Below are 22,101 nucleotides of genomic sequence, written 5' to 3'. Positions count from 1 at the left end.
TCTTCGTTTGTTGCCATTTTCAGCCCTCCGAGCAGACGCCTTTTAACTATTATATCAAACCGCACAGTCAGTGTCAATAGTTAAAAATCCGTTTGACCGAATGAAAAAAGCGTTGTATAATATAATCATGAACGACAACACCGTAATCGAAGATAACATAATAACAAGCCGAGCGGACAAAGCCGCGGAAATGAAAAAGAGCGGCAAATACAATTGCGCTCAAGCAGTGGCGTGCGCCTTCGCCGACTGCATAGACGCCGACGAAGAAACGATAAAGAACATGACTCAGGCGTTCGGCGTGGGCATGGGCACGCTCGAGGCAACCTGCGGCGCACTCATAGGCGCGGGCGTGGTGCTCGGCATGGCTAACAAAGACCGCGTAAAAACGGTGCAAGACGTGCGAGCGGTTATGAATTCGTTTATTGAGCGCAACGGCACGGTAACTTGCAAAGAGCTCAAAGGAGTGGGCACGGGCAAGGTAGTTCGCGAGTGCGTAGACTGCGTGCGCGACGCCGCCGAATTTTTGGAAGCCGCGCTCAAAAACTCTTAACGCAAATTTTGAGCTTTGAGCCGAGCTCGGCAAAGCTCGCCCTTTCCACCTGCGGCGAAGATTTCAAAAACTCTTTTTCCGCCGCGCTGTAACGCCCGTCGGACACAATGCAATCGCATTCCGACAAGTTGAAAGTATATCCCCAGCCGCGCCTGTAAACGGCTTTCACGAGCTCCACGCGGGCGTCGGCGTTTTTGGGGTTGACCGTTTCGGATATGTAAATCTTTTTCCGACCGCTCGAGTCGGGATATTTTTTGCGTAGGTTTTTCAACGCCTTGTTCACCACAGAGCGCAAATGCGCCGCCGCAATGGTGCGCCTGTTCACAACGCAGTCGCCCGCGTTTTGCAACAACTCGGGCAAAGTAACGCCGTATTTGCGGCAAATTTCTTTCACCGTGAGCATGGTCATCTCGGCGTCGTCGCAACTCTTGTGCTCGCTAAGCCCCGCCACGTTAACGCCCAAATCCTCCATAATCCCCGAGAGCGAACGTATGCGGTGCTCTTCGTCCGATTCGGCGTAAATCTTTTGAGTATCGAACGCCTGTAATTTGAGCCGCTTTTTGTTGTATCGGGCGCACGCCGTATCTATGTAGCCGAGGTCCGCCGCCACGCTGTGCCCCAAAAGCACCCGCGAGGGCGCGGTAAGCAAACCGGACAACTCCCCGTAAATCTCCGAGAACGCCGGCGCGGCGAAAAACTCCGCTTCGGAATAAGCAAGATTTATATCCGGCACGGAGTTTGCTCGGCTTAACTTGAATTTGCACTCGGGATTTACGAGTATATCCCGCTTTTCCTTAATACCGAAATCTTCGGCGGTAATCACATAACCGAAAGAGCACATATTGTGCCCGTCGGCGCACTCGATATCGAAGAACAAATACTCTTCCATACCTCGATTATACCACAATTCTCTCGGCTAATCAAATATATTCTTGCTCGCAATAGCGTAAAACCGTAAAACTTTGCGGCGGCAGAGTTAAGGGCAGTGCGCCCGATATTTCATTTTCCGTAGCGCAGGGACGCAAAGCAACTTCGTTCGGACAAGAAAAATCGTTGTACTCGCGAAGGTAGCCGCTCATTTCCCAACGCTCGGTCATGCGCACCCTCGACCCGTAAAACGCCGTTTCGTAAGACTGCGCTCGCTCCGACTTGTTGAGCAAAAACAGCGTGTACGTTCCGTTGTGGAAACAGCATGCTCCGTATACCTCGCCCGTTTCCCCGTATTCCGTTTCCACCCTGTCGGAGGGCACGCAAATTCGCAACGCGTTGCCTTTGGCGTAACGTATCGCCGCCATGTACGGATAGCATATTGTTTGCTTGCACACCTCGTCTTTGTTTGTCATAATAGGCGCAATTACGTTTACGAGCTGTGCCATATTGCCGACTTTCTTGTTTCCGTTGGCTGTAGAAACCTCTTTTACCTCAAGCGGTTTCGTAATCTTGCCTACGATAACGACGTTACTGCTATTGTTCATATTTGTTCTCCCTATGAGTTTATTTTCGCATAGGGGCTTTTCTCAAATGAAAAAAGCCCATTGGTAATTGTCGTTACCAATGAGCTTTGAATATTCCCTAATAAAAAGAAAATTCCGTGTCGTCTTGTACCCAACACGGAATTTAACTTGTTGACACCCGTCGTTACTGACGTTATTACGGTGTTGGCGGAGAAGGCGGGATTTGAACCCGCGCACAATCGCGGTGCTCTTACCCACTATCTCTAATTGATAAATCTACTTTGTTACTCAATAAATGCAGGCTCATTGATAACGTAAGTATAATAACACAAAAAAAACGCATTGTCAATAGTTTTGTTTTGGAATTTTTGAGCAACTAATAAACTATCTTTCGCGCCTCGCTAATCAAATACTCATCTGAAATGTCACTATATGTATCGGCAAGCCCGCCCAAAGAGTGTCCGACAAAAAGGTTTCGCGCAATATCACTTACCCCACATTCTTGACAGCGGGTATAAAATGTTGTGCGCATATCGTACAACTTATGCTCCGGCAAAACCAATTTGAATTTATCACGCAATCGGTTTACGTGATGAAATTTGAAATTGCGCAACTCATCATTACTCATATCAGCAAGATACGGCGCGAGCATAGGTGTTATAGGAATTTTCTTTTTGTGTTCTTTTCCGTCTTTTTGTTTGCTGTTCTTGGCAACTATAAATGCACCGTCAAACTCTACCGTTTTGTATTCGTTCGGTCTCAACCCGGTGTACAGTATAACCGCAAACATTTTTTGATACCGAGTGCCACTTGTCGCCGCAAGCAACCGGCACTCCTCGTCTTTGGTCAATGCCCTACCGTGCTGCTGTTCATACTCGGAAATGTATATCATATCGCAAGGATTATCACCGACAAGTTTATGCTTTATCGCCGCCTTAAATATAACGTTCAACAGTGATAAAATCTCATGTGCTGTCTTCGGTTTTTCCGACAAATTATCTATCAGCCGTTGACAATGTTGCGGCGTTATTCTATCAATCTGCAGCGTTCCGAATGCCGGCGCAATATGTCTATTGTAGCGGCGCAAATCTCTGACCTTTGTTTCCGGCGAAACTTTGCGCCAACGAAATTTATCAAAGTAGTATCGAGCAAAATCCTCAAAAATTGTCCGCTCGCTATCTTGCGATTGTGGCTGCAAATTGCTTAAAATACCAACAACCAAATCCAACTTGTCCGAAATGTTTTTGAGCATTTCCATTATCGTCATAATGCAATCTCCTTTGTGCTGTTGCCCCTTAAAAAAGAGAACTTTCATTATAACAAAAAGTCAAAAAAATTTCAAGATTTGCAATGAAAAGAGAGTACACATGTGGTGTACCCTCTCTGAAAATGCTCTTATTTCGTCGTAAAATCGCGCCTACGCGAGCTTATCGGCACCAACGACTACTTACTCAATGGCATTTACCCTTGCTTTATGAGCATATTTTTACGGGTTATCGGAGCCGCTTTCCGCCTCATCAACGGCGGGAACGTCCTCGTTCGGTACCGTATCCGGAAATACGGTATCAAGGTCAATTTGTCCCGAAAACATGCTCTCTACCTCGTCCGCAGTGACTACGTGCAGCATAGCTCGCTGCGCCGAACTGCCCATAAAAAACGCTGTCCCCTTGGGCTTATTTGTGCGTTGGATTTCCTCGATTTCAGCTACGGTTAAATTGCGCGACGCGAAAATATCTTGCAAAACTTCGATGTCTTTACCTTGCAAAGTCATGATAAAACTGTACTGCGTGTTGTTGATTATCGCCGAGGTTTTTTGTATGATTTCCATGTTCCCCACTATGTCGGCAAGATTTTGAGTAAGGAAAATCATGCTGCCGCTGTACTTACGAATACGCTTGTACCATTGATAAATGAAGTCAAGCGCGCACGGATTATTTGCGTCGATATACATGTATCCCTCATCGATAACGACTATGGGGCGCAACCGTTCGGAGCGGTCGAGCGTCGCATTTTTCTCGCGCAAATTTATGATTTGCTGCTCCAAAAAGCGCAACACGGTAAGCATTTGACCGTTGCTCGTAACCTTATTTTTCGCCTCAAATAATGACTGAAAATTGAACACCGTAAACTTGTCGGCAGCGTCAAGCGTACTCGCCCCGTTCCAAAGATTGGCGAAACGTCCACCCGACGCGAACTTAGCGAGATAGACTTCGGCGCGCTGCAAATTGCCGAACCGAACTCCGGATTTTTCTTTTGTGAGTTCACTCTTAACAAGCTCGTAGAGGTCATCAAATATCGGATACTGCTCGGGCTTGAAATATAAACAATCGGTGTCTTGAGTTATGCCCTTTTGCTTATAGCACTTGACTATCAGATTGTTGATTTCTTCGAGCGTATCCGGATTTATGCCGGGCAACGTCACCGCAAAAAAGTTTTCAAGATACTGCAAGTGCGCCGAAAACGTTGCTTGCGGCGGTGCCGGCTCTCCGTCATCGGTAAGCGTTTGGTAAATGTGGAACGGATTTATTCTTCCGGTCGTAGCCGAGCCGACGTCTATGAACGTGCCGCCTACGTTACGGCACAAATGCTTGTACTCGTTTTCGGGGTCGAGTACATAAATAACGGCATTCTCCGAGTAGAGCTGCGACAATAAGCTCTTTGCAAAATAACTTTTGCCGCTGCCACTCGTGCCGGCAATAAACATATTCGCGTTTACGAACTCGCCGCCGCTGTACTCCCACTTGAACGGGTCGAAAATGAACGGATAGCCGTTACTTTCCCCAAGCGTCATACCTTGCGGCTCGATTATCGAAGTGAACACGAACGGAAAGACTGCAGCAAGGCTTTCGCTGTTTATGCCGCGCATAAAGTTCTTGAGCGACTCGCGCGCGGTAATACTCCCCGAAATAAATCCGTCAAGCTGCCGCGCGCGGAGCATGGACACCTTAAAGCCTGACGTGATTATGCGCTGTCGAACACGCTTTCTAAACGCAGCATTGCTCTCCCCGGTATTGTTGTAACCGGTAATCGTCAACGTGCAATCAAATAGCCCCTCGTTCTCGTTCTGCAGACTCTGCAGCAAAGCGCCCATTGTCGAAAGGTGAGTGTCTTGAGCTATCATCTCCGACGCCTTGTTGCCGCTTGCTCTCGTGCCTATCTCAACAATGGTGCGGTCAATGCGCTTGACTGCTTTCTCACGGTCAACCGGGCGTATGTTCATCACAACTCGCGTGTTGTCGATATTGAAAATATCTGCACCCCATGCGTTACCGACAGACAACGGATAATCCGAAATCGCGTAGGTAAACGCATACTTTCCGTCGGTCGTGTAGTCTGCCAAACGGAAACGAATATCGTGCGGACGAATGTACTCAAGATATTTCTCGGGTGGTACCGTGTCAATGTCGCGCTCGTCAAAATCTCTCGTATAGCAATACTTGAAAAATACTGCGGCTTGCTTGCCGTCGAGCTGCGACGTCTTCAACCCGCAAGTGCCGAGCGCATGCTGCGCAGTATCGAGCAAAGCGCCGAGCGTCTGAACGTTGGCAGAGAAAAACACAAGATAATAATACGGGCGATATTGCTTTTGCACGTTATTTATCTCATCAAGCTGCTTAAGCCGAGAGCGCAGCACGAGGCGCTTTGCCTTGTCCTCGGAAGTCTTCTCGGCAACGCGGAGCTTGGCGAACGTCAAAGCCGAAATATCGTCAAAGTTTATTGGACGGTCAACCTTGACGATTTGAGCGCTCTCACCGAGCGATAAGGAATTGAACACCGCCGAGAACGCGGTTATTGCCTCGTTTTGCTGCCACTCCGATTTGAGAGCGAACTCGATACTGTCAACCTCGAGAACGCCGCCGACATACTCGCCGTAATCAAGCAAGCCGTCCTCACGGATTGTAAACTCCGGCAAAAGCGCCGAAATGTTCTTTGACGCCGAACGCGCGCCGTCATGGAAGTATTTACGGGAAAATATGTACTTGACGATATGCCCGAGTTCGGAGTAAGCTCTCCCACCGTCGCCGTCGGGAACAAACAACAAGGCGCACACCGGAACGTAACAAAGCAAGATATACCACTTACCGGGTATGTTCGACATGGCGAGCACCAACGCAAGCACGAGTAACAAGAACATGAGAATGAAATCGAGCAACGTAAACGTCTTCCATATCGTCGAGTTCATCTTAGACTTTTTGGGTATTAAACGCATAATCGAAATTTCCTTTTGAACGAATTTTAAGAACACAAAAAAGTGTGGGGGGGGTAAACAGCCGCGCGCGCCGCCGATATGTACAGCTTAAGAGCAACTACAGCTCGGTTTTTTACGGCTACGCCGTATTAAGAACACAAGGAAGAACGTGGAACGCGCACACTTGTTTCTATCGACACGTTACAAGTTTAGTATTTGTATACATACTCCCTTTTTGTGTTATTCCCTCGTTATATAATTTATTTTATATATGGGTGACAAAAATGAGCATACGTGGTGACAAAAATGAGCATACGTAGGTAAAAAAATTATAGTCGCAGCCGCTCAAGCGGTTTTCGACAATTTTCCCAACGTTTTCCGACGATTTTTTGCGGCTCATCAGAGGTGGTGTCAAAAATGAGCACACCTCGATTTCGCCCGCAATCGGCGCTCTCCGCCTCGTCATGGAAAATCAAAGGACTGTCCGAACAACTCGGCTCCGAGTCGTTGCGGCACATTTCTGCCCGTTTCTCGGCGATTTCGGCAGCCGCCGTCAAATAAATCCGTCTGCGGCGTATTTCTCGGGTATCTCCCCTATACTCCATTTCGACGCGCACAGCGTCCGCGTCTTGCAGTTCTTTTATCCAACGTCGCACGGTAGGTTCCGACGCATTGAGCAGTTCTGCAAAAAACGCCGCCGATTGCGAACAGAAACCGTCCGTCGGCGTCGCCGCGGATATTTCCGCATATAGAATTTTGGCTTGAACCGATAACGTCGTATTGCACAAAATATGAGACGGTATTACGGCATAGAGAGCTTGCGTTTTATGTAAGTCGAGTAACGGCGCAAGCGGACTTATTCGTATAAGTCGCCGCGCAATCTCACGCGTACTCCCTACGTATTCATAACGTATGGATATAAATTTCTCCGCCTCAAGCTCGCGCAGCAATCGAACGACAGTGCGCTCCGAAATATCGAGTACACGCATTAAATAATCATTCGACGCATAAGCCTCGCCGTCCGATTGGGCAAGCGACGTCAATGCTGCATAAAGCAACACGGCTCGCGGTGTGAGCTTTGCATTGTATCTGACCGCTGCGGGTAAGATAGCGAAAAAATTAGCGGTATCGTACATGTTTACTCCTTGCTCTTTTTATTTTTAACGTGCTTAACGGCATATGGGCTTACGCCGAAAGCGGCGGCAATGTCGCCCGCGCGTTGTTTCGCATGGTTCTCTTTATCTAATTGCGTACCGTATTCCATGCTTGCTTTGCTCCTTACGGATTGCCCGAGCTTATGAACTCCGCCCAAAAGCCCTTTGTCTAAACCTGTTTTTTGTGCGCCGATACTGCCCGACAACTTATTGCCGAATTTACCCATGCCGGAGCCGATTGAGCCGCCGAGAGTATTTTCTCCCGTCACGTGGTCTTTACCTATCCACCCCGCACTACTTCCAAAACCTTTGAGAGCGCGTTGAGTTGCAGCAACTCCGCTTGCAAAACGGCTACTTCGATACGCTTGTCCGCCAATAATTGAACCTGCCGCATTTACCGTTCCGCCACCTAAGGCGCCGAGCGCGTTTGCACTGCCCTTGAGCAATCCGCCCATTCGTTGCCCGTTTGCATTACGGTATCCGAAAGCAAGACGTCCCGCTGCCTTGGCTCCGCCCCATGCCGTCATAGCTCCGCCCATAAGCGTACGTGCGCTCTGCGCCATTTCGCGGCTCTCCTCTGCGCTCGTACCGAGCAATCGGGCAAATAGCAACTGCCCGCCGCTTATAGTGAGTGCGCCGCCGCATATCAGAACGAGTCGCAAAATCGAATTTGCAAAGCTGTTCTCGCTCGTTCCGAGAGAAACTCCCCACAAACTCGGCGCTACGATAGTGAATACGTTTACAGCTAAGACCGTGCCGAACGCGAGAAACACCTTGCTAATTACGGTTTCACGCCATAGCTTAAACTTGGCTCCGTCGTCAAGCGGTATAGTTGCGGCAATACCCGGCAGTGCGATAAACAGTAGCACAATATCGAAAAGCCGCTTTACGAGTCCGAACGTCGCGCTGATGAGTGCTATCATCAGAACGACGGCGCAAATATATGCAACCAAAAAGTTAAAAGCCTCCGGGTCTACAAGTCCGTCGTTTTTCCAACCGTAAGGTAACGGAACTACCATCCACTTGTCATCACCCAAAATATGCTCTACGTCTTCGTCCCAAAAATTGTCCCGCAAATCGTTTTTTGAATAGTAAACGTCACCGTCGGTATCTCCGTTCATCGCACCGAAAATATCTTTAGGACGCCAACCGTTGTATGTTCGTAAAGGCGTCAGCTTTTCCAAATTCTTTTCGGTAATTTTCCACGTCTTATTGCCGTTCTCATCTTCAATTTCCGTATATGTATCTTCGGGACGCAATCTATTTCCTTTGTCATCAAGAAAAATTATACGTCCGGTGCCGTCGTCATACCGCTTCGGCAGAAGCTGTCCGCTTGTAGGGTCTTCAACCTCAAAACGGTATAAATACGAAACAAATGTGTAATTTCCATCTTCATCTCGCTCGTTAAGTCCTTGAACGTCGTTTACGTCATACAAAAAGCCGTCGCCTACGGAGATATTTATTATCTCATGCGACATAAACGTTTGCTCTCCGTGATTTATACCTTTGTCTATCGCACTAAGCAAACCGTCGGCACAAGCTACGCCGACAATCAGCAACATTGCCATAAACAGCGATACCAACAACGTACTCATTGACTGTCCGAGCGTGCGCACGTGACTTTTGGTTTCTCCGCTGCGCGCATTTATAGCGTTCTTTACAACGGCAACAACGGTACAAACGGCGCAAATACCGATTGACGCAATGAAAATTACCCAAAACGCCCACTGCACCCCGTTAAGGTTCAGAAAGTACGAGCTTAAAGTCTGCTCGCCGTTTTCGGTAGTTACGCTGTCGAGTCCCGCTACACTTCGGAATACGACAAAAATGCTGTCTATAAAACCGAGTAGCCAAATAAGCCCTTGCATTAAAATTTCTTTCAGCCAAATAAGCATAATTTTACTCCTTGACAATTTTTTTACGTAATGATAAAATATATAAAAACACAAAAAGGAAGAATTTGTATGAAAAAGAAGAGTTTAGGGTTTTCATCTTTTGTTTTAATACTCTCACTGTTATTATCCGTTTTTGCCTTTGCCGCATGTACGGACGATTACTCCGATAGTAATGAGAATAACGAAAACAATGGTAGTAGCGGTAGAGTTTTAACCGAAATCGAAGACCGAATTATCGGCGAATATAAGCACTATGACAGTAGCAAAAATTTAAGTTACTCATTTCACCTTGACGGTACATATACAGGCAACAATTCAACCGGTATATTCAAACAAGGCAACGACGGCATTGACAGCATTTTCGGTCATTATTACGAAATTGTTCTTGATAGTAATACAATTTTGAGATATTACGACTTTAATAGTAATTCGCTTTATGTAGGGCGCACTGCAACTTATACCAGAATAAGCACCACAAGAGTATTACATAGCTCCGAAAGAATTATTGTAGGTTCATGGAAAAGCGCAAATTCGTCTAAAACCTATAAATTTAATTCGGACGGAACTTTTTTGCACGTAGGAAATTCGGGAAATGCTTACACAGACACATTTTTTTTGATAGACGAGGGCACAAACAACAAAAAAGGTCATTATTATGTCTTCAAATTTACTTATACGGCAATGTCCAATTGGTACATTTTTGACACTGAACCCAACATTGCATATAATCAAACAGGTTCAAAAATAGCAACTTTTTTATAACCTTACCCTTTCAGCCCGACCTAAGCGCCGGGCTTTTTAATTACCTTTGCGCTCGAGGAACATTTCGGGACAGTGGCTGCTCAAAACAGTTGCAAGCGGGGCTTAATCCGCGGCACTGTTTGTTTACACGTATATTGCCGCAAAACCCTGTAGGCTTGTTATAAAACGTCCGCGCGCTCGGTATGTAATATCTGCACTCCATACACTTTGGTTTCATAGACTATCTCCCTCGGCTCCCCGTTCCGTTCCCTGTCGGCTTACCGTCATTCTTTTTTGTGTTGTTTATCAAAGTAGTCGGTCGAGCGGCTTTGGACGCGGCGGCAACCTCGGCAAACGTTGGCGGCGCGCCGACCGCACTCTTAACATACGCCGCTTGAGCGGAAAAGCCATAATGCGAATTACCGGCGGTATCTCTGTAATGCTCTATATTGCCGTCTGCCGAATAATCGAGCTGCGTCTCCTTACCGTCGAGCGAGTACGACTTGACGCTTATGCGTCCGTCCGGGTACCGAGATACCTTTGATTTCACGCTGTCATAATCGCGGGCACCCGCCTCGTAGTCCTCGCTATCATAGCAGAAGTAGTCACGCACCTCGCTCGGAGAATAGTATTCGGTTTTATATACCCCACCGTCACTGTCTATCTCGGAAACCGTATTGTTGTAGCGGTCATAGCCGTAGCGGATTTCAGACGTGTACTGCACCGCGTCGTTCACGCCGTAAACGTTGTATCTGCTCAAGGTGATATTGCCGCGCTCGTCGGACTCGCGCCAACCCTCTTTTGCGGTATCGTGATAGTATCCGCGCTCCTCTACTTTATCGCGTGTTTTTTCATGAACACTCTTGTAGAGTTCTTCGGAACGGTCGGCGTACTTGTCCCAATACTCGCTTAAACCGTCGTAGTATTCGTAGCTCACCTCGTGGGCATGATAGCCGATTCCGTCCGACGAATACTTGTACGTCGTTCTGCCCTCGGCGTCTTTGCGCTCGATACCGAGAACGGCGCCGTTCTCGCCGTAATCGGTTATCTCGCTGCGCCCGTCGCTGAACGTCGCCGTAGTTTTGCTCAAATACTCCTTGCCGTCCTCTGCCTTGCTATACTCATAGGTCTTTTGCCGCCCGTCCGAATCGGCGTAAGCAAACGGCTTACCGTCCGGACGTTCAAGCGTCGTACCATAACCGTCGGGCGAAAAATCCAAATTATTTTCAGATAAGGGGTTGACAATCTCATCAAAACGGCGTATAATAATATTAGAGTCGTACTTGGCAAGAACACGGGGTAATTGGAACCCCGCCGACACTACCAAGTTGCGGCTTTTTTTATTGTCATAATACAGTACCCCATTTTGTTTAATCGAATTATTGATAAAACTCTCAAAGCTATCCTTGCCATATGTACTTGTGAGAACATTGCATGAAATTAGCCTACCGTTCGACCGCCCTATGCCGTTGTTTTTCAATGCAACTATAATCGGGCGGTCTTTTTTGTCCTTACAATCAGTAACGAGTACAATACTATCTTTCTGCGTAAGCGACGAAAGCACCATTGCCGGACTTTCTATGTACTGCGGCAAACTATCCATAAAATCTATCGGGAGATTATGGTGGTGTTCTTTATCCGTAGCCGTTTCCTCTTGAGCCAAACAGTTGCGGATATGCTTTTGCGTCATTACAATTTCACCGTCGGAAAAGCCTATATCTCGTATAAGCTGTGGCGTAACGCATACAGGTACCGTATCGAAGTCCTTATATTCGCCCGATACAACTTGCGCAACTCGTTCTTTGAAAGTACCTTGCATAAATTGCTCCTTTATCCTAACAGGCTACTGCAATATGGCAAGTACCGTAACCGAATTGTTTGCACTCACCCACTCGCTTAAAGCGCCTATGCCGAGCGGAGCGCCTACAGCCACAACAAAGATAATTATTATTCCCACTCCGAACGATATGAGCGAGCTTTTGGCGCTGCGCTTTTTCTGCTCGTCGCCGGCAGCGAGCCAATATTTGATACCGAGATATATTCCCCATGCTACGGCAAGTGCGCTTGCTATTGCAACGCAGGGCACCCACATGGAATTTATCAGTTCAACTATAGTATCCGACAAGTCGGTAAAGTCCGCGCCGTCGGCTGCAAGTAACGTCATAATCGACGAGATAAAAGTGTTCATATTTTTACTCCTTGATTTTATTTTTAGAAAGTCATTCAGACGCGCTGTGTCAGAATATTTTTTGAAAACCCGTAAATTTCCGAGCAAAAAACTTTGCTTACGTAAACGGGAACGTCTCAAGGCGGTCGTGTGCTGTTCTTCTTTGTGCTATTCATAAATCACTCCTTTATTTCATGCGTGGCTTTCTGCGAGCGCGGATAATAAGCACCGATACTGTCACTAAGCCAAAGACTCCGACTATGATAATCACAATCGCCCACAAGTTAAGCCTAAACGGTACGGTAAATTCGTAGACGGCTATGTTGCCGAGTTCGTCGGTAACGGTAAGCACGTAATTTCCGGGTTCGTCAAACGTTTGCCCAACGCGGCAATTTACCTCAACGCCGTCTTTGAGTAGCAACATTTTAACGTTCTCTTTGTCTATAGCCGAGATTTTGATTTTATTGCCGTCTTTTATGATAGTAACTACCGGCGGCACACAGTCCGTCGAAAGCGTAAGCTCATACGGTATGCCGCTGCAATCGAGCTTTACAACATAGACTCCGGTGTCTGTAAGGTTTATTACAGACGAGTCCGAAACGGCTACGCTCATTCCGTCTTTGGTCAAGCCTACTATGCGCGTACCGCTCGGCAGCGGCTGCGAAACCGTTTGCGCGTATTGCGGAACGATTATAAAAACACAAGAAACAGTATTGCCGAGAACGTCGGTGAGCGTAAGCTCATATTCGCCGGGGTCGGTAAACTTAGTTTGTGTATCGATTTCGGCGCCGTTGAGCTTAACGACAACAGTCAGCGGCTCGTCGGTATCGAGCGTGACTTTCGACGTCGTTACAGCTCCGTTCGGCACTGACAACGCGTAATCTACGGAAAGGTCTATAGAGAACGTAACCGTTACGCTGTTCCCGGCATAGTCCATTGCGGTTATGTAATAAATACCCGCTGCTGCAAATACCTCGTCATTTGCGACGTCGCGTATTTTATTTCCCTTGCTATCGGCAAGATACAAATAGTCGTAATCGCTTGCCGAAATCGATACCTCACTCTTTACCGCGCTGCCGTTCTCGGCTCCAACGAGCGATAACACGGGCGGCGTAATATCGATAACGATACTGATGACAACCGTATTACGGTAGTTGTCGGTAACGGTTATATCGTACCTACCCGCTTGCGTAAGCGTTCCACCGTTCTCCACGGTAAAGCCGTCCTCGTTTTCTACCTCAAACTTTTGCGTAGGCTCGTTTACCGTCAAGGTAATGGGCGTGTTCGCATACAAAACGCCGTTCACGTCGTTGTATTTTCCGCTCAAGGTGTAGTCAACCGAATTATCAAGCAACACGGTGAACTCGAGCGTATTCCCCACGTCGTCCTTTATCGTAAAATAGTACAGCGTTCCTTGAGTCAGCACAGTGTTCATGTTATATTTGGTAGCAGAGAGCGAACCGCCGCGTGCAGTATAGTAACGCACGCTCACTCCGGTTTCTTGCCACTTAATCGAGAACGATTTGTTTGTGGCGCCGTCGGACTGTATGACGTTGCCGTCGCTATCGGTTATTTCGAACTCGGGTAATATCGTATCGATTTCAAATCGGTATTCCACGAAAAGCGACAAGTCTTGCGCATTATGTAAAAACACAAGATATTCATGCGACGTCGTTTCGTCAGCTGTAATATTGTACGTAGTAATAGACGAACCGGTCTGAATGGTATAACCGTTGAACGGTTGACGTTCGCCGCCGGGCAACAGTATGTAAAGCTCCGCAACGTCGCCGCTGTCAAACGTAAACGACACGTTCTTATTGGTGCGCCCGCCGTCACTCACGCCCGCGAGCTTGCCGCTCGGTAAGCCTTTCAAGAAGAATATGGGCGGCAGTTCTATCATGCGGCGATAGTTATCCGTAACGGTCGCGCCGTATTTACCGCCAACGTTCAGAATGTACGTTAGCGTCGCCGCACTAATCGGCGTACCCTCACCGTCGGTCTCAAGCACCGTATGCGAACCGTCGTACTCGATTTTATAAAGCGTAATGCCGGTGATTACATTGTTGCGGTCACTCGTAACAAACGATATTTTGCACTCGGTCTTATCTGCGGCAAGCGAGCCGTGCGTCATAGTCGGCGCGTTGCCGGCAATGAACACGTCAAACGTAAGAGCGTTGAGCGAACGGTCGAACACCGTGACAGTATATTTGCCGCTCGTAAATTCGTCCGAGCCGAGTATAGGCAGCATATCGGACTGCGTAAAGTATCTAACCGTACTGCCCTTTTCGATTTTCAACGTAACGTACTCGTCGGCGTTATCCAAAAGCCCCTCAAAAGCAAGCGACAAGAAATAGAGCGTCTCATTTTGGGTATAGCCGTAATCGAGCACAAAACTTTTATCTCCGTCGCCGAAAGTCGCAGTGACGCGCGCCGTAGGCAGCTCCGCGTCCGAATAAATCAAATACTGCTCGATATTGCCGGCGACGTCGCGCTCCGTAATCAAGTAGTACCCTTGCTTGTAGTCTAAGCTCGCGCTCTGCAGTGTGGTACCGCGAGGTATCTCGAATTCTTTTTGTGTTGTTTCCTCTGCGTAGTCCCCCAAATATTTTGCCGTGACAGTATACGGCATTTCCGAAATGTAAGATATATTCGGCAACGCCCATAACATGTCGGGGCGAACAAAGTAACGCGGCATACTCTTTAACTCCAATAGATAATCGGGCAATGCGGGGCTATTGCGCGTAAGACTTTCGGGTTCGATATAGTATTTATCGTTCCCGTTGGTGCTCGCCGTCTGACGTGCGGATATATATCCTTTGGCGTATTTCTCCACTACGGCTTTTACGGCGCTTTCCGTATCGTATTTCTGCGCAACGCTCTCATTGCTCGCCGCGATATACATGTACCCGCCTTGCACCGGCGTCACACGGAACTCCCACTCGTTCGCCACGGCAAACGCAAGTGCTTTATCGTAGCTCTCAAAGCTGTAGCGCCCGGCGACGTCTTTGTTTTCCGTCGTGAAAATGCGCGCCGGCAGTGTAACTACGTACCACGCATTCAGCTTATAACTATCGCGTATCGACGTTATGTTGCCGAACGTATCCGTTTTGTAAACCGTTGCGGTGGCACTTGTAAAATTTCCGGCTCTATCCGTTATGCGGAACAAATAGGCTCCGTTTGCGCCACGCGGTTCAAAATCGTAAGGAACATAGCTGCCGTTCTCGTATAGCTCGATAGCGGCAATTCCGCTCAATGCGTCGGCGCCGGTTGCCGTAAACGTTGAGTTGATATACCGCTCGAACGCCAAGCCGTTAGACGAGAACGTAAGCGTCGGCGGCGTATTATCGATTATAACCGTTGCTTGAGCGGAATTGCCGGCACGGTCTTCGGCATTAAAGCTGTATGTTCCCTCTGCGGTAAATACGTTACCCGAAGTGTACGGGGTGCTTTCTACCGACGGCACTTTTGACTCGTCAAAAGACATAAACGAATATGTGACGCTAACCGGGCTTTCGTAGCGTTCGGTACGCCAAGACACAAACGAACTCCCGCGCGTTATCTGCGACATGCCGGTGGTTCCGTCGGCAAATGTAAGCGTCGGCGCTTTACGGTCTATAATAAATCGCACGTTCGACGTGTTGCCGACTTTATCAGTAGCCGTAACTGTATACTCTCCGTCAGCCTCGAGCAACATGCCGGACACGTACTCAACGTTACTTTTGGACTCACTTTCGCCTACGTAGGAATATACTGCAGTAACCTCGCTCTCCCACTCTGCATACGAGAACGTTACCGCGCCGCTCTCCGCTCCGTACTCGAACGGTCGAGATAATACCGGCGCCGAATTATCTACGTACAACGTAACGCTTGCGCTGTTGCCCGCCGCGTCACTTGCCGTTACCGTATATTTGCCCTCGGCGGTCAGTCGCATTCCGCTACTGTACGCGCGCGGGCTACTCGTACCGCTCGCGGTCGTGTGCGTATAAGTTGCGCTAATCGGACTTTCTGCGTCCGACGCGGAATAACTCGCATATACGCCCGTCTTTGAATATTGAGTGCTTGTGAAAACCGGCAATGAACGGTCTATGACGACAGTACAAGACCCGCTATTGCCCGCGGCGTCGGTGACGGTAATTACGTACCGCCCCTCTTGCGTAAGTTTGTCACCGCGATTATAATACTCGGCGGGCATTGTAACTACGCGCTTTGCCGCACTGTCGTAATAGGAATATACGTACGTAGCTTGCGTGTTAATCGGACTTTCGTTCGCCGTTGCCGTCGGGAACGAGAGCGTATATGAACTTGCGTTTGTGTACTTAACAAGCGGATTGCCCGACGCGTCATAGAAATCGCTTGAAAACTTCGGCGCCGTTTTATCGACGCAACCGGTTTTCTGCGTTTTATTGCCGCCCGTGTCCGTTACGGTAAATATATATTTACCCTCGTCGGATAGGCGCGATTTTTGTATGTATTCGCCCTTGTCTTCTCCGTTAAGCGTATAGGTTGCAAATGTGTACGAGGCGTCAGCCCATTCTGCGGATATATTAGTCTTCGAATACTCTGCGGAAAGTGTGACGTCGGGTTTCGCATAGTCCGTGCGAAACGATACTGTTATATCTCTGCTGTATCGATACGAACTGTTTGGCATTACGAAATGCGCCGTTTGGTCTACGCCGTGGCTCCAATTACCCGGCAAACAAACCGCTCCGAGCAAAAACTGAATATGAATAGTCCACGTGCTGCTATTCAATCCCGACGTCATGTTATCCAAACGATAAGTGCCTGGCTTGGGCTGTATCCCGAACCCCGTCGAAAAATCGGCGGGTCCCTCAAGCATCCATGACGTGTCCCCTATTGCGTCGCCGCTTTCGGGTTTCCATTGACTATCGTTGTAAGACACGTTGTCCGTAATGTTTGCTCTAACCGTAGAACCGCCGCTACGTTGCGCATAAAATGACATAGCAGTATAATTTCCCAACCCGCTACACGTACTGCGCCTAAGTTTATCACTACCGCTTTTGCCCGGCGCTCCCTCGCGGTGGAAAATGCGGTCGGTGTCATTCCAAATAAAAGACATTAACGTATTGTCTTTGGGCAAATCTCTTATCTCAAGAAATAACTGCGCACCGGTCGCGTCATAGTTGCCGCTTTTGTAATAGAACTTGCCGTCAGAGGATTGGTCGCTTTTCGGAACGTACCAACCGTTCGAGCGAGTTATATAAATATCGTACCATGAATGTGCTTTCATAGTAGTAGTTTTAACTGCCTGCTCCTCGCGGTAGCCGAGTCCGTTTACCCAACCGCCGAGCGTAGTCATGGTATGGCTCACGTCATGGTCGGGAATGTTTATATACAGTTTGTCCGTTGTCGTGTATGTAGTGGCGCTTGCCGCGGCGGCATAAACACATTCATGCTGTGTCGGAAGTATTAAAAACACAAGCGAGGATATTCCTATTGTCGCAAGTATTAGTACAGCTTTTAATAATTGTGCTTTAATCGATTTCCGTTTCATTTTCTATATCTCCTTGTTCGTTGACTTCGAGCGGCAACCTTGCCGCTATTTGCCGTATCATATTCTTGAGCTTTGCGCTTTCCGTATGCACCCAACGCAATCCTCGCGTTTTGGTGTAATCCATTATCGCCACGCAAGCGTCGATTATCTTTTCAACGTCATGCTCGAAAAATCCGGTCTCGAGCTTTATTCCAAGCATTTCGGGCACCTTGGCTTTGATTTTCAAAACCATTGGCAGTAGTCGTTCTTCGGCTGCGTCTAAAGGGTCATACGTCTCGGCTACTTGCCCACCGCTTTCGTCCGGCGGCTTAACGCCGCTCAATAGCTCCTCGATTAAACTTTGAGCTTGTGCGTTCTGCCGAGCAATAAACTCCTTGTTCTTGGTTATCCATGCGGCGCGAGCGCAAAAGTTATAGTAGTGAGCTTGCTCATTAAAAACGGCTGCCTCGGGCGAGTCAGGCGGTTCGCCCTCTACGGGGCTATAAATCTTGCGCGATTTGAATACGGGTTCATACTTTGCGCGTATTGGATTTTTACCAAACACAAGCACGATTGCGTTGCCCATGACCGGCGGGTCGTTTAGGTGTTCAAGTTCGCTCGGATAAATGAGCGGTACGCTCTCTGCGCTTGTATTCACGTTAAAATTCCCGCTGCCGTCGCCAAATCCTATGCGACGCTGTTTGGTCTTGCCGCACAGCTCGGAAAATTCGTTTATCGTGTTTTGGTCGGTACTGCCGATAAAGATTTTGATATTGCAGTTCGACTTAATAATGCCGGCAAGCTCTTTGCCGTATTTATTGTATAGCTGCCCGTAATCTTGAATAATCGGCACCATGAAAATGTTGCGGGAACGCCCGACAGTAATTATTTTATCAATGCTCGGAAACTTCGGTAGGTTGCCGAACTCGTCCATTATCACGTAAACGTTGCGCATAAGTTCCTCGTCTTTGGTCTCGCCGTTCTTGTAGTTCTTACGCGCTTTGTTTACAAGTACCTTATAAAGTTGCGTTATAAACAACGTTGCAAGAAAGTGTCTGTTCTCCTTTTCGTCCGGAATTTTGATAAATAGCGCCGTCGGCTGCTCGTCGAACGTATCGAGCGTAATATCGTTGCCGCTCGTAAGACGTCGTATGCCGGTATCGGCAAAGCCCAACATGTAGTTATTGACTTGCGAGAGATAGCTTGAGAGCTGCCTATCTTCAGACGCAAGTATCGGATTGGCAAGTCCGGCTATTCGACTATCGTCGCGCTCTGCTACAAGATACTCGGATAGCGTTGACAAGTCGCCTTTGGCAAAATCCGCTATATTGCGATAGAGCGTATGCAGATTAAATTCGTTTTCGTTACAACCGCCTATCAGCAAATCTTCCCACATAGCAAGCGCAAGAGCGAATATGAAATTCCGCGCACCTTGCTCCCACACCGGCTCCGTCTGTGACGAAATCGGACAAATCGTGTATATAATATCTTGAATATCAATGTATATCTCGTCTTTTAACGTTTGTATCAGAACTTGGCGCGCCGCGTCCGCTTGACTGTACGAGTCGTAGCTCTTACCCTCAAACACATACTTGCCGAGCTTGCCGTTAGCGGCATTTGCAAGCTCGAACGTATCGTGTATCTCTCCGTTGGCGTCTACGTATTTTCCGTTGCGCTGCTCGATTTGCATTTCACCGATTTGTTGGTTCTGCACCTCGTTTATTTTCCGTGTTTTTTCTATGACCGCCGCAAACGGGTTCCACCTTGCCGAACTGTACGGGTCGGCAACGTCAAGCACGAGAACGGTGTACCCTTGCTTTTGGAGTGTTGCCGCGTGATGACGGTACAGCTCGCCTTTCGGGTCGGTCACAACTATTCCCGGCTTAGTCTTGGTGCGGCAAAGTATTTGCACGGTGGGGTCAACGAACGCGCTTGTCTTACCGCTGCCGGTGGTTCCGATAACAAGCGTGTGTATCGGCTTAGAGAATACTACCGTTATGTCATTGCCTTGCTTAGCCGCATAAACCGGCACACCGTCTTTCACCTCGTGCAACTTACTATATGAGGTCAGCGTCATGTTATCGCTTTTCACAACTTCGGCGTTGGTGAGCCAATGTGTGTCCTCTATGTCGTTGACCTTGAGAACACGCTTACCCGATTGCATACTGCGCACGGCAAATACAATACCTATGCCCGCGAGCGCGCATAAGAATATAACCCATACGCGGTAATCGGAAAGCCCGGCAACGAGCGCCGATAACAATTCAAACGATTTACCGAAAGACAGCAAGCCGATAACTACGGCGACGGCAACCCACATAAAAACCGCCGCTACAGCCAATAGTGCTATCGTCACGCCGACGGGGCGTTTATTCGATTGTCTGCCCTTGTTCGCCAAAAAAATCAACTCCTATTATGCTTTTGCGAACTCTGCAGCTCGAACTCGATTTCGTGTTCTACACGTGCAAGCTCGCGTGTGAAATCCGCTTGAATACTTTTGTTGCCGCCACTCACCATTTGCATTGCACTCCGTATAACCTTTGCTCCGTGAGTGCGGCGACGTCGCGCTGCTGCTTTGTGCTGCTTGCACGTTGTCGGCTCCCCGCGAACGTCGGCTTTCGGTTTGTTGCGGAAATTTTTAACCATACCGAGTACGACGTTGCCGAGACGAGATTTATATTCTTCGGTCAAGCGTTTTACGTAATCGGATTTTGTGCCGGTTTCGGAAAGCGCTTTTCCGCGCCGCGCTATCTCGGACAACGCTTTTTTGTGAGCTTGCATTGCGTTAGTATTTCTACGTAGCAATAGCTGCACTACATTGTCTATGTCTTTGCGATACTCCGCAACGTTTTCGCTATTGTACTGTAGCCTACCCCTTTTCGGGAGTTTGTCTGCAAGCTCACATAACGAAACGTACAAGTCTCTGTCTGTCGGTACCACGTTCAGCCCGCGTATCCCGTTCACGGCAGCATTGCGATAATTATATAAATCGCGCTTGTGTTCGTCGAGGTAAGCTGTCGCGCTCATGCGGTACTCATTCAGAACGGCATTGTCTATCTTGCCTTTTGCGCGGTAGCCGACCTCACCGTTTTTGTTGCGGTATTTCGGCTCGCGTTCGTAGAACGTGAAATGCACGTGCTTGTTTTCGGTGTTGGAGTGCATTGCGCACAACAAAGCAACGTTGTTAGTGTCAAACCCGGCGTTCTTAAGGAACCCGCCGAACGTTTGCCGCATAAGCCGCTCTGCGTCCTCATACCCTATTAGCTTTGATTGTTCCGACGGAAAAGAAACCACTCCATGCCAAATGATACTTTTTGTTTTCCGCGCTGCCTCTCGCCACTCGTCAATTTCGCTTTGCGTCATGGCGCCGTTAAGCCCGAACGCGCCCAAGCTGTTAAACCTCGTAACGTACTCGCTTATATTGCGCGCCTCGTTTTTGTTCGGGAGACGGTTCGACAAATCCATGTTGAGCCTTTGTGCCGCTTGCTCTTGCAGTAGCTCATTGTCCGGACGCTCGACCTTTTCCCCGTCGGCAATATACTCCGTAACGTCTATTTCGTTGTGTGCGGCGTTGCACGAATAAAATCTGCGATTGCTTGCCCAGGTCGCTTTTTGCTTAGTACCCCACTGCCCCGACGGCGACGGTGGCGTGAACGTGCAAGAAAATACAACGGCATTTTTTGCGTTCATGAGTCACTCCTCTTTGTCATACCTATCAAGTCCTCTTTCAGTCCGGATACGAGTTCGGGCAAATCGCAAAGCGAACCGTCACGCAACGTTTCCGCGTTTACCGCCTCACCGTCGAGCTGCGCAACGGTAGCGTTAAACAAGCCCGCTATCATGGTTTCTTGTATAGCCATTTCAATAAACAAATCATCTATGACGCGGCGTAACTCTTTCATCTCCCGCCCAACGGACGGAGAATATGCCGGCGCCGGTGCCGACTCGGGATTGCCGGCTTTACCGAAAATGCGTGCGTACATTATGGGTACCCCTATATCGAGTGCCTCATTCAAAACAGCGCTGCGATTTCCTAACTTGACGGCAAGCTCATTCACGAGCGCCAAAGTGTCCGCATTATGTATGCGGAGCGTAATATCTGCAGCATTGAGATTGAATTTAGGTTTAGCCATGTACGTTAGCTCCTTTTCGTGTAATTAGGCGAAAATCGGTGTCCGATTTGTCGCATTTCAACGTGACCCTTTATGACCCATAAAGCAACGATTTGTGACCCATGATTTATATACGTAGTATATAGGGGCGTAAAATCGCGGCGAAAGGGTCACTTGCCTTATCCTGCTTGTTTGAAAACAAGGGTATTGCAGCAACAGAAAGCACAACAGCGGACAGTGTGGGAAATTTGGGGCGCGACCCGCGCTACGCGCGGGATTATAAGGTCAGATTTTAGTGAATATGCGCGCCGCAAGCGGCGCGAGTAAGAACACAAAAGAGAATGTTCT

General features: G+C 48.3%; 14 protein-coding genes. 2 read left to right on the top strand and 12 right to left on the bottom strand.

Annotated features, from left to right (window positions below):
• The first annotated feature begins 100 nt into the window (after positions 1 to 100).
• Entirely contained in the window at positions 101 to 550 is a 450-nt protein-coding gene (locus tag NFR55_RS05895) for a C-GCAxxG-C-C family protein (RefSeq protein ID WP_251547243.1), read from the top strand.
• Here NFR55_RS05895 and NFR55_RS05890 read toward each other — a convergent pair.
• The 6 genes from NFR55_RS05890 to NFR55_RS05865 all read right to left on the bottom strand — a co-directional run bounded on the left by NFR55_RS05890 (position 537) and on the right by NFR55_RS05865 (position 9,242).
• Positions 537 to 1,439: a 3'-5' exonuclease gene (locus NFR55_RS05890; RefSeq protein ID WP_251547242.1), complete on the bottom strand. Its 903-nt coding sequence runs from the start codon at positions 1,437 to 1,439 to the stop codon at positions 537 to 539. The genes NFR55_RS05895 and NFR55_RS05890 overlap by 14 nt on opposite strands.
• Before the next feature lie 31 nt (positions 1,440 to 1,470).
• The gene (locus NFR55_RS05885) at positions 1,471 to 2,025 is read right to left on the bottom strand and encodes an alpha-L-arabinofuranosidase C-terminal domain-containing protein (protein WP_251547241.1); all 555 of its coding nucleotides are present in this window, start codon (positions 2,023 to 2,025) and stop codon (positions 1,471 to 1,473) included.
• Positions 2,026 to 2,380: 355 nt separating this feature from the next.
• Positions 2,381 to 3,271: a site-specific integrase gene (locus NFR55_RS05880; RefSeq protein WP_251547239.1), complete on the bottom strand. Its 891-nt coding sequence runs from the start codon at positions 3,269 to 3,271 to the stop codon at positions 2,381 to 2,383.
• 219 nt (positions 3,272 to 3,490) lie between these two features.
• Positions 3,491 to 6,214 carry a VirB4 family type IV secretion system protein gene (locus NFR55_RS05875; RefSeq protein ID WP_251547237.1) on the bottom strand — a complete coding sequence of 908 codons (2,724 nt, stop codon included), beginning with the start codon at positions 6,212 to 6,214 and terminating at the stop codon, positions 3,491 to 3,493.
• A gap of 308 nt (positions 6,215 to 6,522) precedes the next feature.
• On the bottom strand, positions 6,523 to 7,329 hold the full coding sequence (locus NFR55_RS05870; RefSeq protein ID WP_275556913.1) for a helix-turn-helix domain-containing protein: 807 nt from the start codon (positions 7,327 to 7,329) through the stop codon (positions 6,523 to 6,525).
• Between the two features lie 2 nt (positions 7,330 to 7,331).
• Entirely contained in the window at positions 7,332 to 9,242 is a 1,911-nt protein-coding gene (locus NFR55_RS05865; RefSeq protein ID WP_251547233.1) for an Mbov_0396 family ICE element transmembrane protein, read from the bottom strand.
• A 69-nt stretch (positions 9,243 to 9,311) separates the two neighbouring features.
• Here NFR55_RS05865 and NFR55_RS05860 point away from each other — a divergent pair, with 69 nt between their 5' ends.
• Positions 9,312 to 10,004 carry a hypothetical protein gene (locus NFR55_RS05860; protein WP_251547231.1) on the top strand — a complete coding sequence of 231 codons (693 nt, stop codon included), beginning with the start codon at positions 9,312 to 9,314 and terminating at the stop codon, positions 10,002 to 10,004.
• A 220-nt stretch (positions 10,005 to 10,224) separates the two neighbouring features.
• Here NFR55_RS05860 and NFR55_RS05855 read toward each other — a convergent pair whose 3' ends face one another.
• The 6 genes from NFR55_RS05855 to NFR55_RS05830 form a co-directional block, all read right to left on the bottom strand.
• A complete protein-coding gene (locus NFR55_RS05855; protein WP_251547229.1) occupies positions 10,225 to 11,802 on the bottom strand; it encodes a MuF-C-terminal domain-containing protein in 1,578 nt (525 codons plus the stop codon).
• A 24-nt stretch (positions 11,803 to 11,826) separates the two neighbouring features.
• Positions 11,827 to 12,171, bottom strand: coding sequence for a hypothetical protein (locus NFR55_RS05850; protein WP_251547227.1), 345 nt, complete (start codon positions 12,169 to 12,171; stop codon positions 11,827 to 11,829).
• A 166-nt stretch (positions 12,172 to 12,337) separates the two neighbouring features.
• On the bottom strand, positions 12,338 to 17,587 hold the full coding sequence (locus NFR55_RS05845; protein WP_251547225.1) for a hypothetical protein: 5,250 nt from the start codon (positions 17,585 to 17,587) through the stop codon (positions 12,338 to 12,340).
• Positions 17,588 to 17,642: 55 nt separating this feature from the next.
• Positions 17,643 to 20,039 carry a type IV secretory system conjugative DNA transfer family protein gene (locus tag NFR55_RS05840; RefSeq protein WP_251547223.1) on the bottom strand — a complete coding sequence of 799 codons (2,397 nt, stop codon included), beginning with the start codon at positions 20,037 to 20,039 and terminating at the stop codon, positions 17,643 to 17,645.
• Between the two features lie 5 nt (positions 20,040 to 20,044).
• Complete coding sequence (gene mobL, locus NFR55_RS05835; RefSeq protein ID WP_251547221.1) at positions 20,045 to 21,331, bottom strand: relaxase MobL; 1,287 nt, start codon at positions 21,329 to 21,331, stop codon at positions 20,045 to 20,047.
• Positions 21,328 to 21,774, bottom strand: coding sequence for a hypothetical protein (locus NFR55_RS05830; protein ID WP_251547219.1), 447 nt, complete (start codon positions 21,772 to 21,774; stop codon positions 21,328 to 21,330). The genes mobL and NFR55_RS05830 overlap by 4 nt, the downstream gene beginning before the upstream one ends.
• Positions 21,775 to 22,101 lie beyond the last annotated feature (327 nt).

This window comes from Pumilibacter intestinalis, from assembly GCF_943193005.1.
GTDB lineage: Bacteria > Bacillota > Clostridia > Christensenellales > Pumilibacteraceae > Pumilibacter > Pumilibacter intestinalis.
The sequence above is the reverse complement of the archived record's forward strand: the minus strand, read 5'-3'. Positions and strand labels throughout refer to the sequence as shown.

Excerpts from the sequence above, each read along its gene's own strand:
- NFR55_RS05865 (WP_251547233.1), bottom strand. The coding sequence starts at position 9,242 with ATGCTTATTTGGCTGAAAGAAATTTTAATGCAAGGGCTTATTTGGCTA.
- mobL (WP_251547221.1), bottom strand. The coding sequence starts at position 21,331 with ATGAACGCAAAAAATGCCGTTGTATTTTCTTGCACGTTCACGCCACCG.
- NFR55_RS05880 (WP_251547239.1), bottom strand. The coding sequence starts at position 3,271 with ATGACGATAATGGAAATGCTCAAAAACATTTCGGACAAGTTGGATTTG.
- NFR55_RS05870 (WP_275556913.1), bottom strand. The coding sequence starts at position 7,329 with ATGTACGATACCGCTAATTTTTTCGCTATCTTACCCGCAGCGGTCAGA.
- NFR55_RS05830 (WP_251547219.1), bottom strand. The coding sequence starts at position 21,774 with ATGGCTAAACCTAAATTCAATCTCAATGCTGCAGATATTACGCTCCGC.
- NFR55_RS05890 (WP_251547242.1), bottom strand. The coding sequence starts at position 1,439 with ATGGAAGAGTATTTGTTCTTCGATATCGAGTGCGCCGACGGGCACAAT.
- NFR55_RS05885 (WP_251547241.1), bottom strand. The coding sequence starts at position 2,025 with ATGAACAATAGCAGTAACGTCGTTATCGTAGGCAAGATTACGAAACCG.
- NFR55_RS05895 (WP_251547243.1), top strand. The coding sequence starts at position 101 with ATGAAAAAAGCGTTGTATAATATAATCATGAACGACAACACCGTAATC.
- NFR55_RS05860 (WP_251547231.1), top strand. The coding sequence starts at position 9,312 with ATGAAAAAGAAGAGTTTAGGGTTTTCATCTTTTGTTTTAATACTCTCA.
- NFR55_RS05850 (WP_251547227.1), bottom strand. The coding sequence starts at position 12,171 with ATGAACACTTTTATCTCGTCGATTATGACGTTACTTGCAGCCGACGGC.
- NFR55_RS05875 (WP_251547237.1), bottom strand. The coding sequence starts at position 6,214 with ATGCGTTTAATACCCAAAAAGTCTAAGATGAACTCGACGATATGGAAG.
- NFR55_RS05855 (WP_251547229.1), bottom strand. The coding sequence starts at position 11,802 with ATGCAAGGTACTTTCAAAGAACGAGTTGCGCAAGTTGTATCGGGCGAA.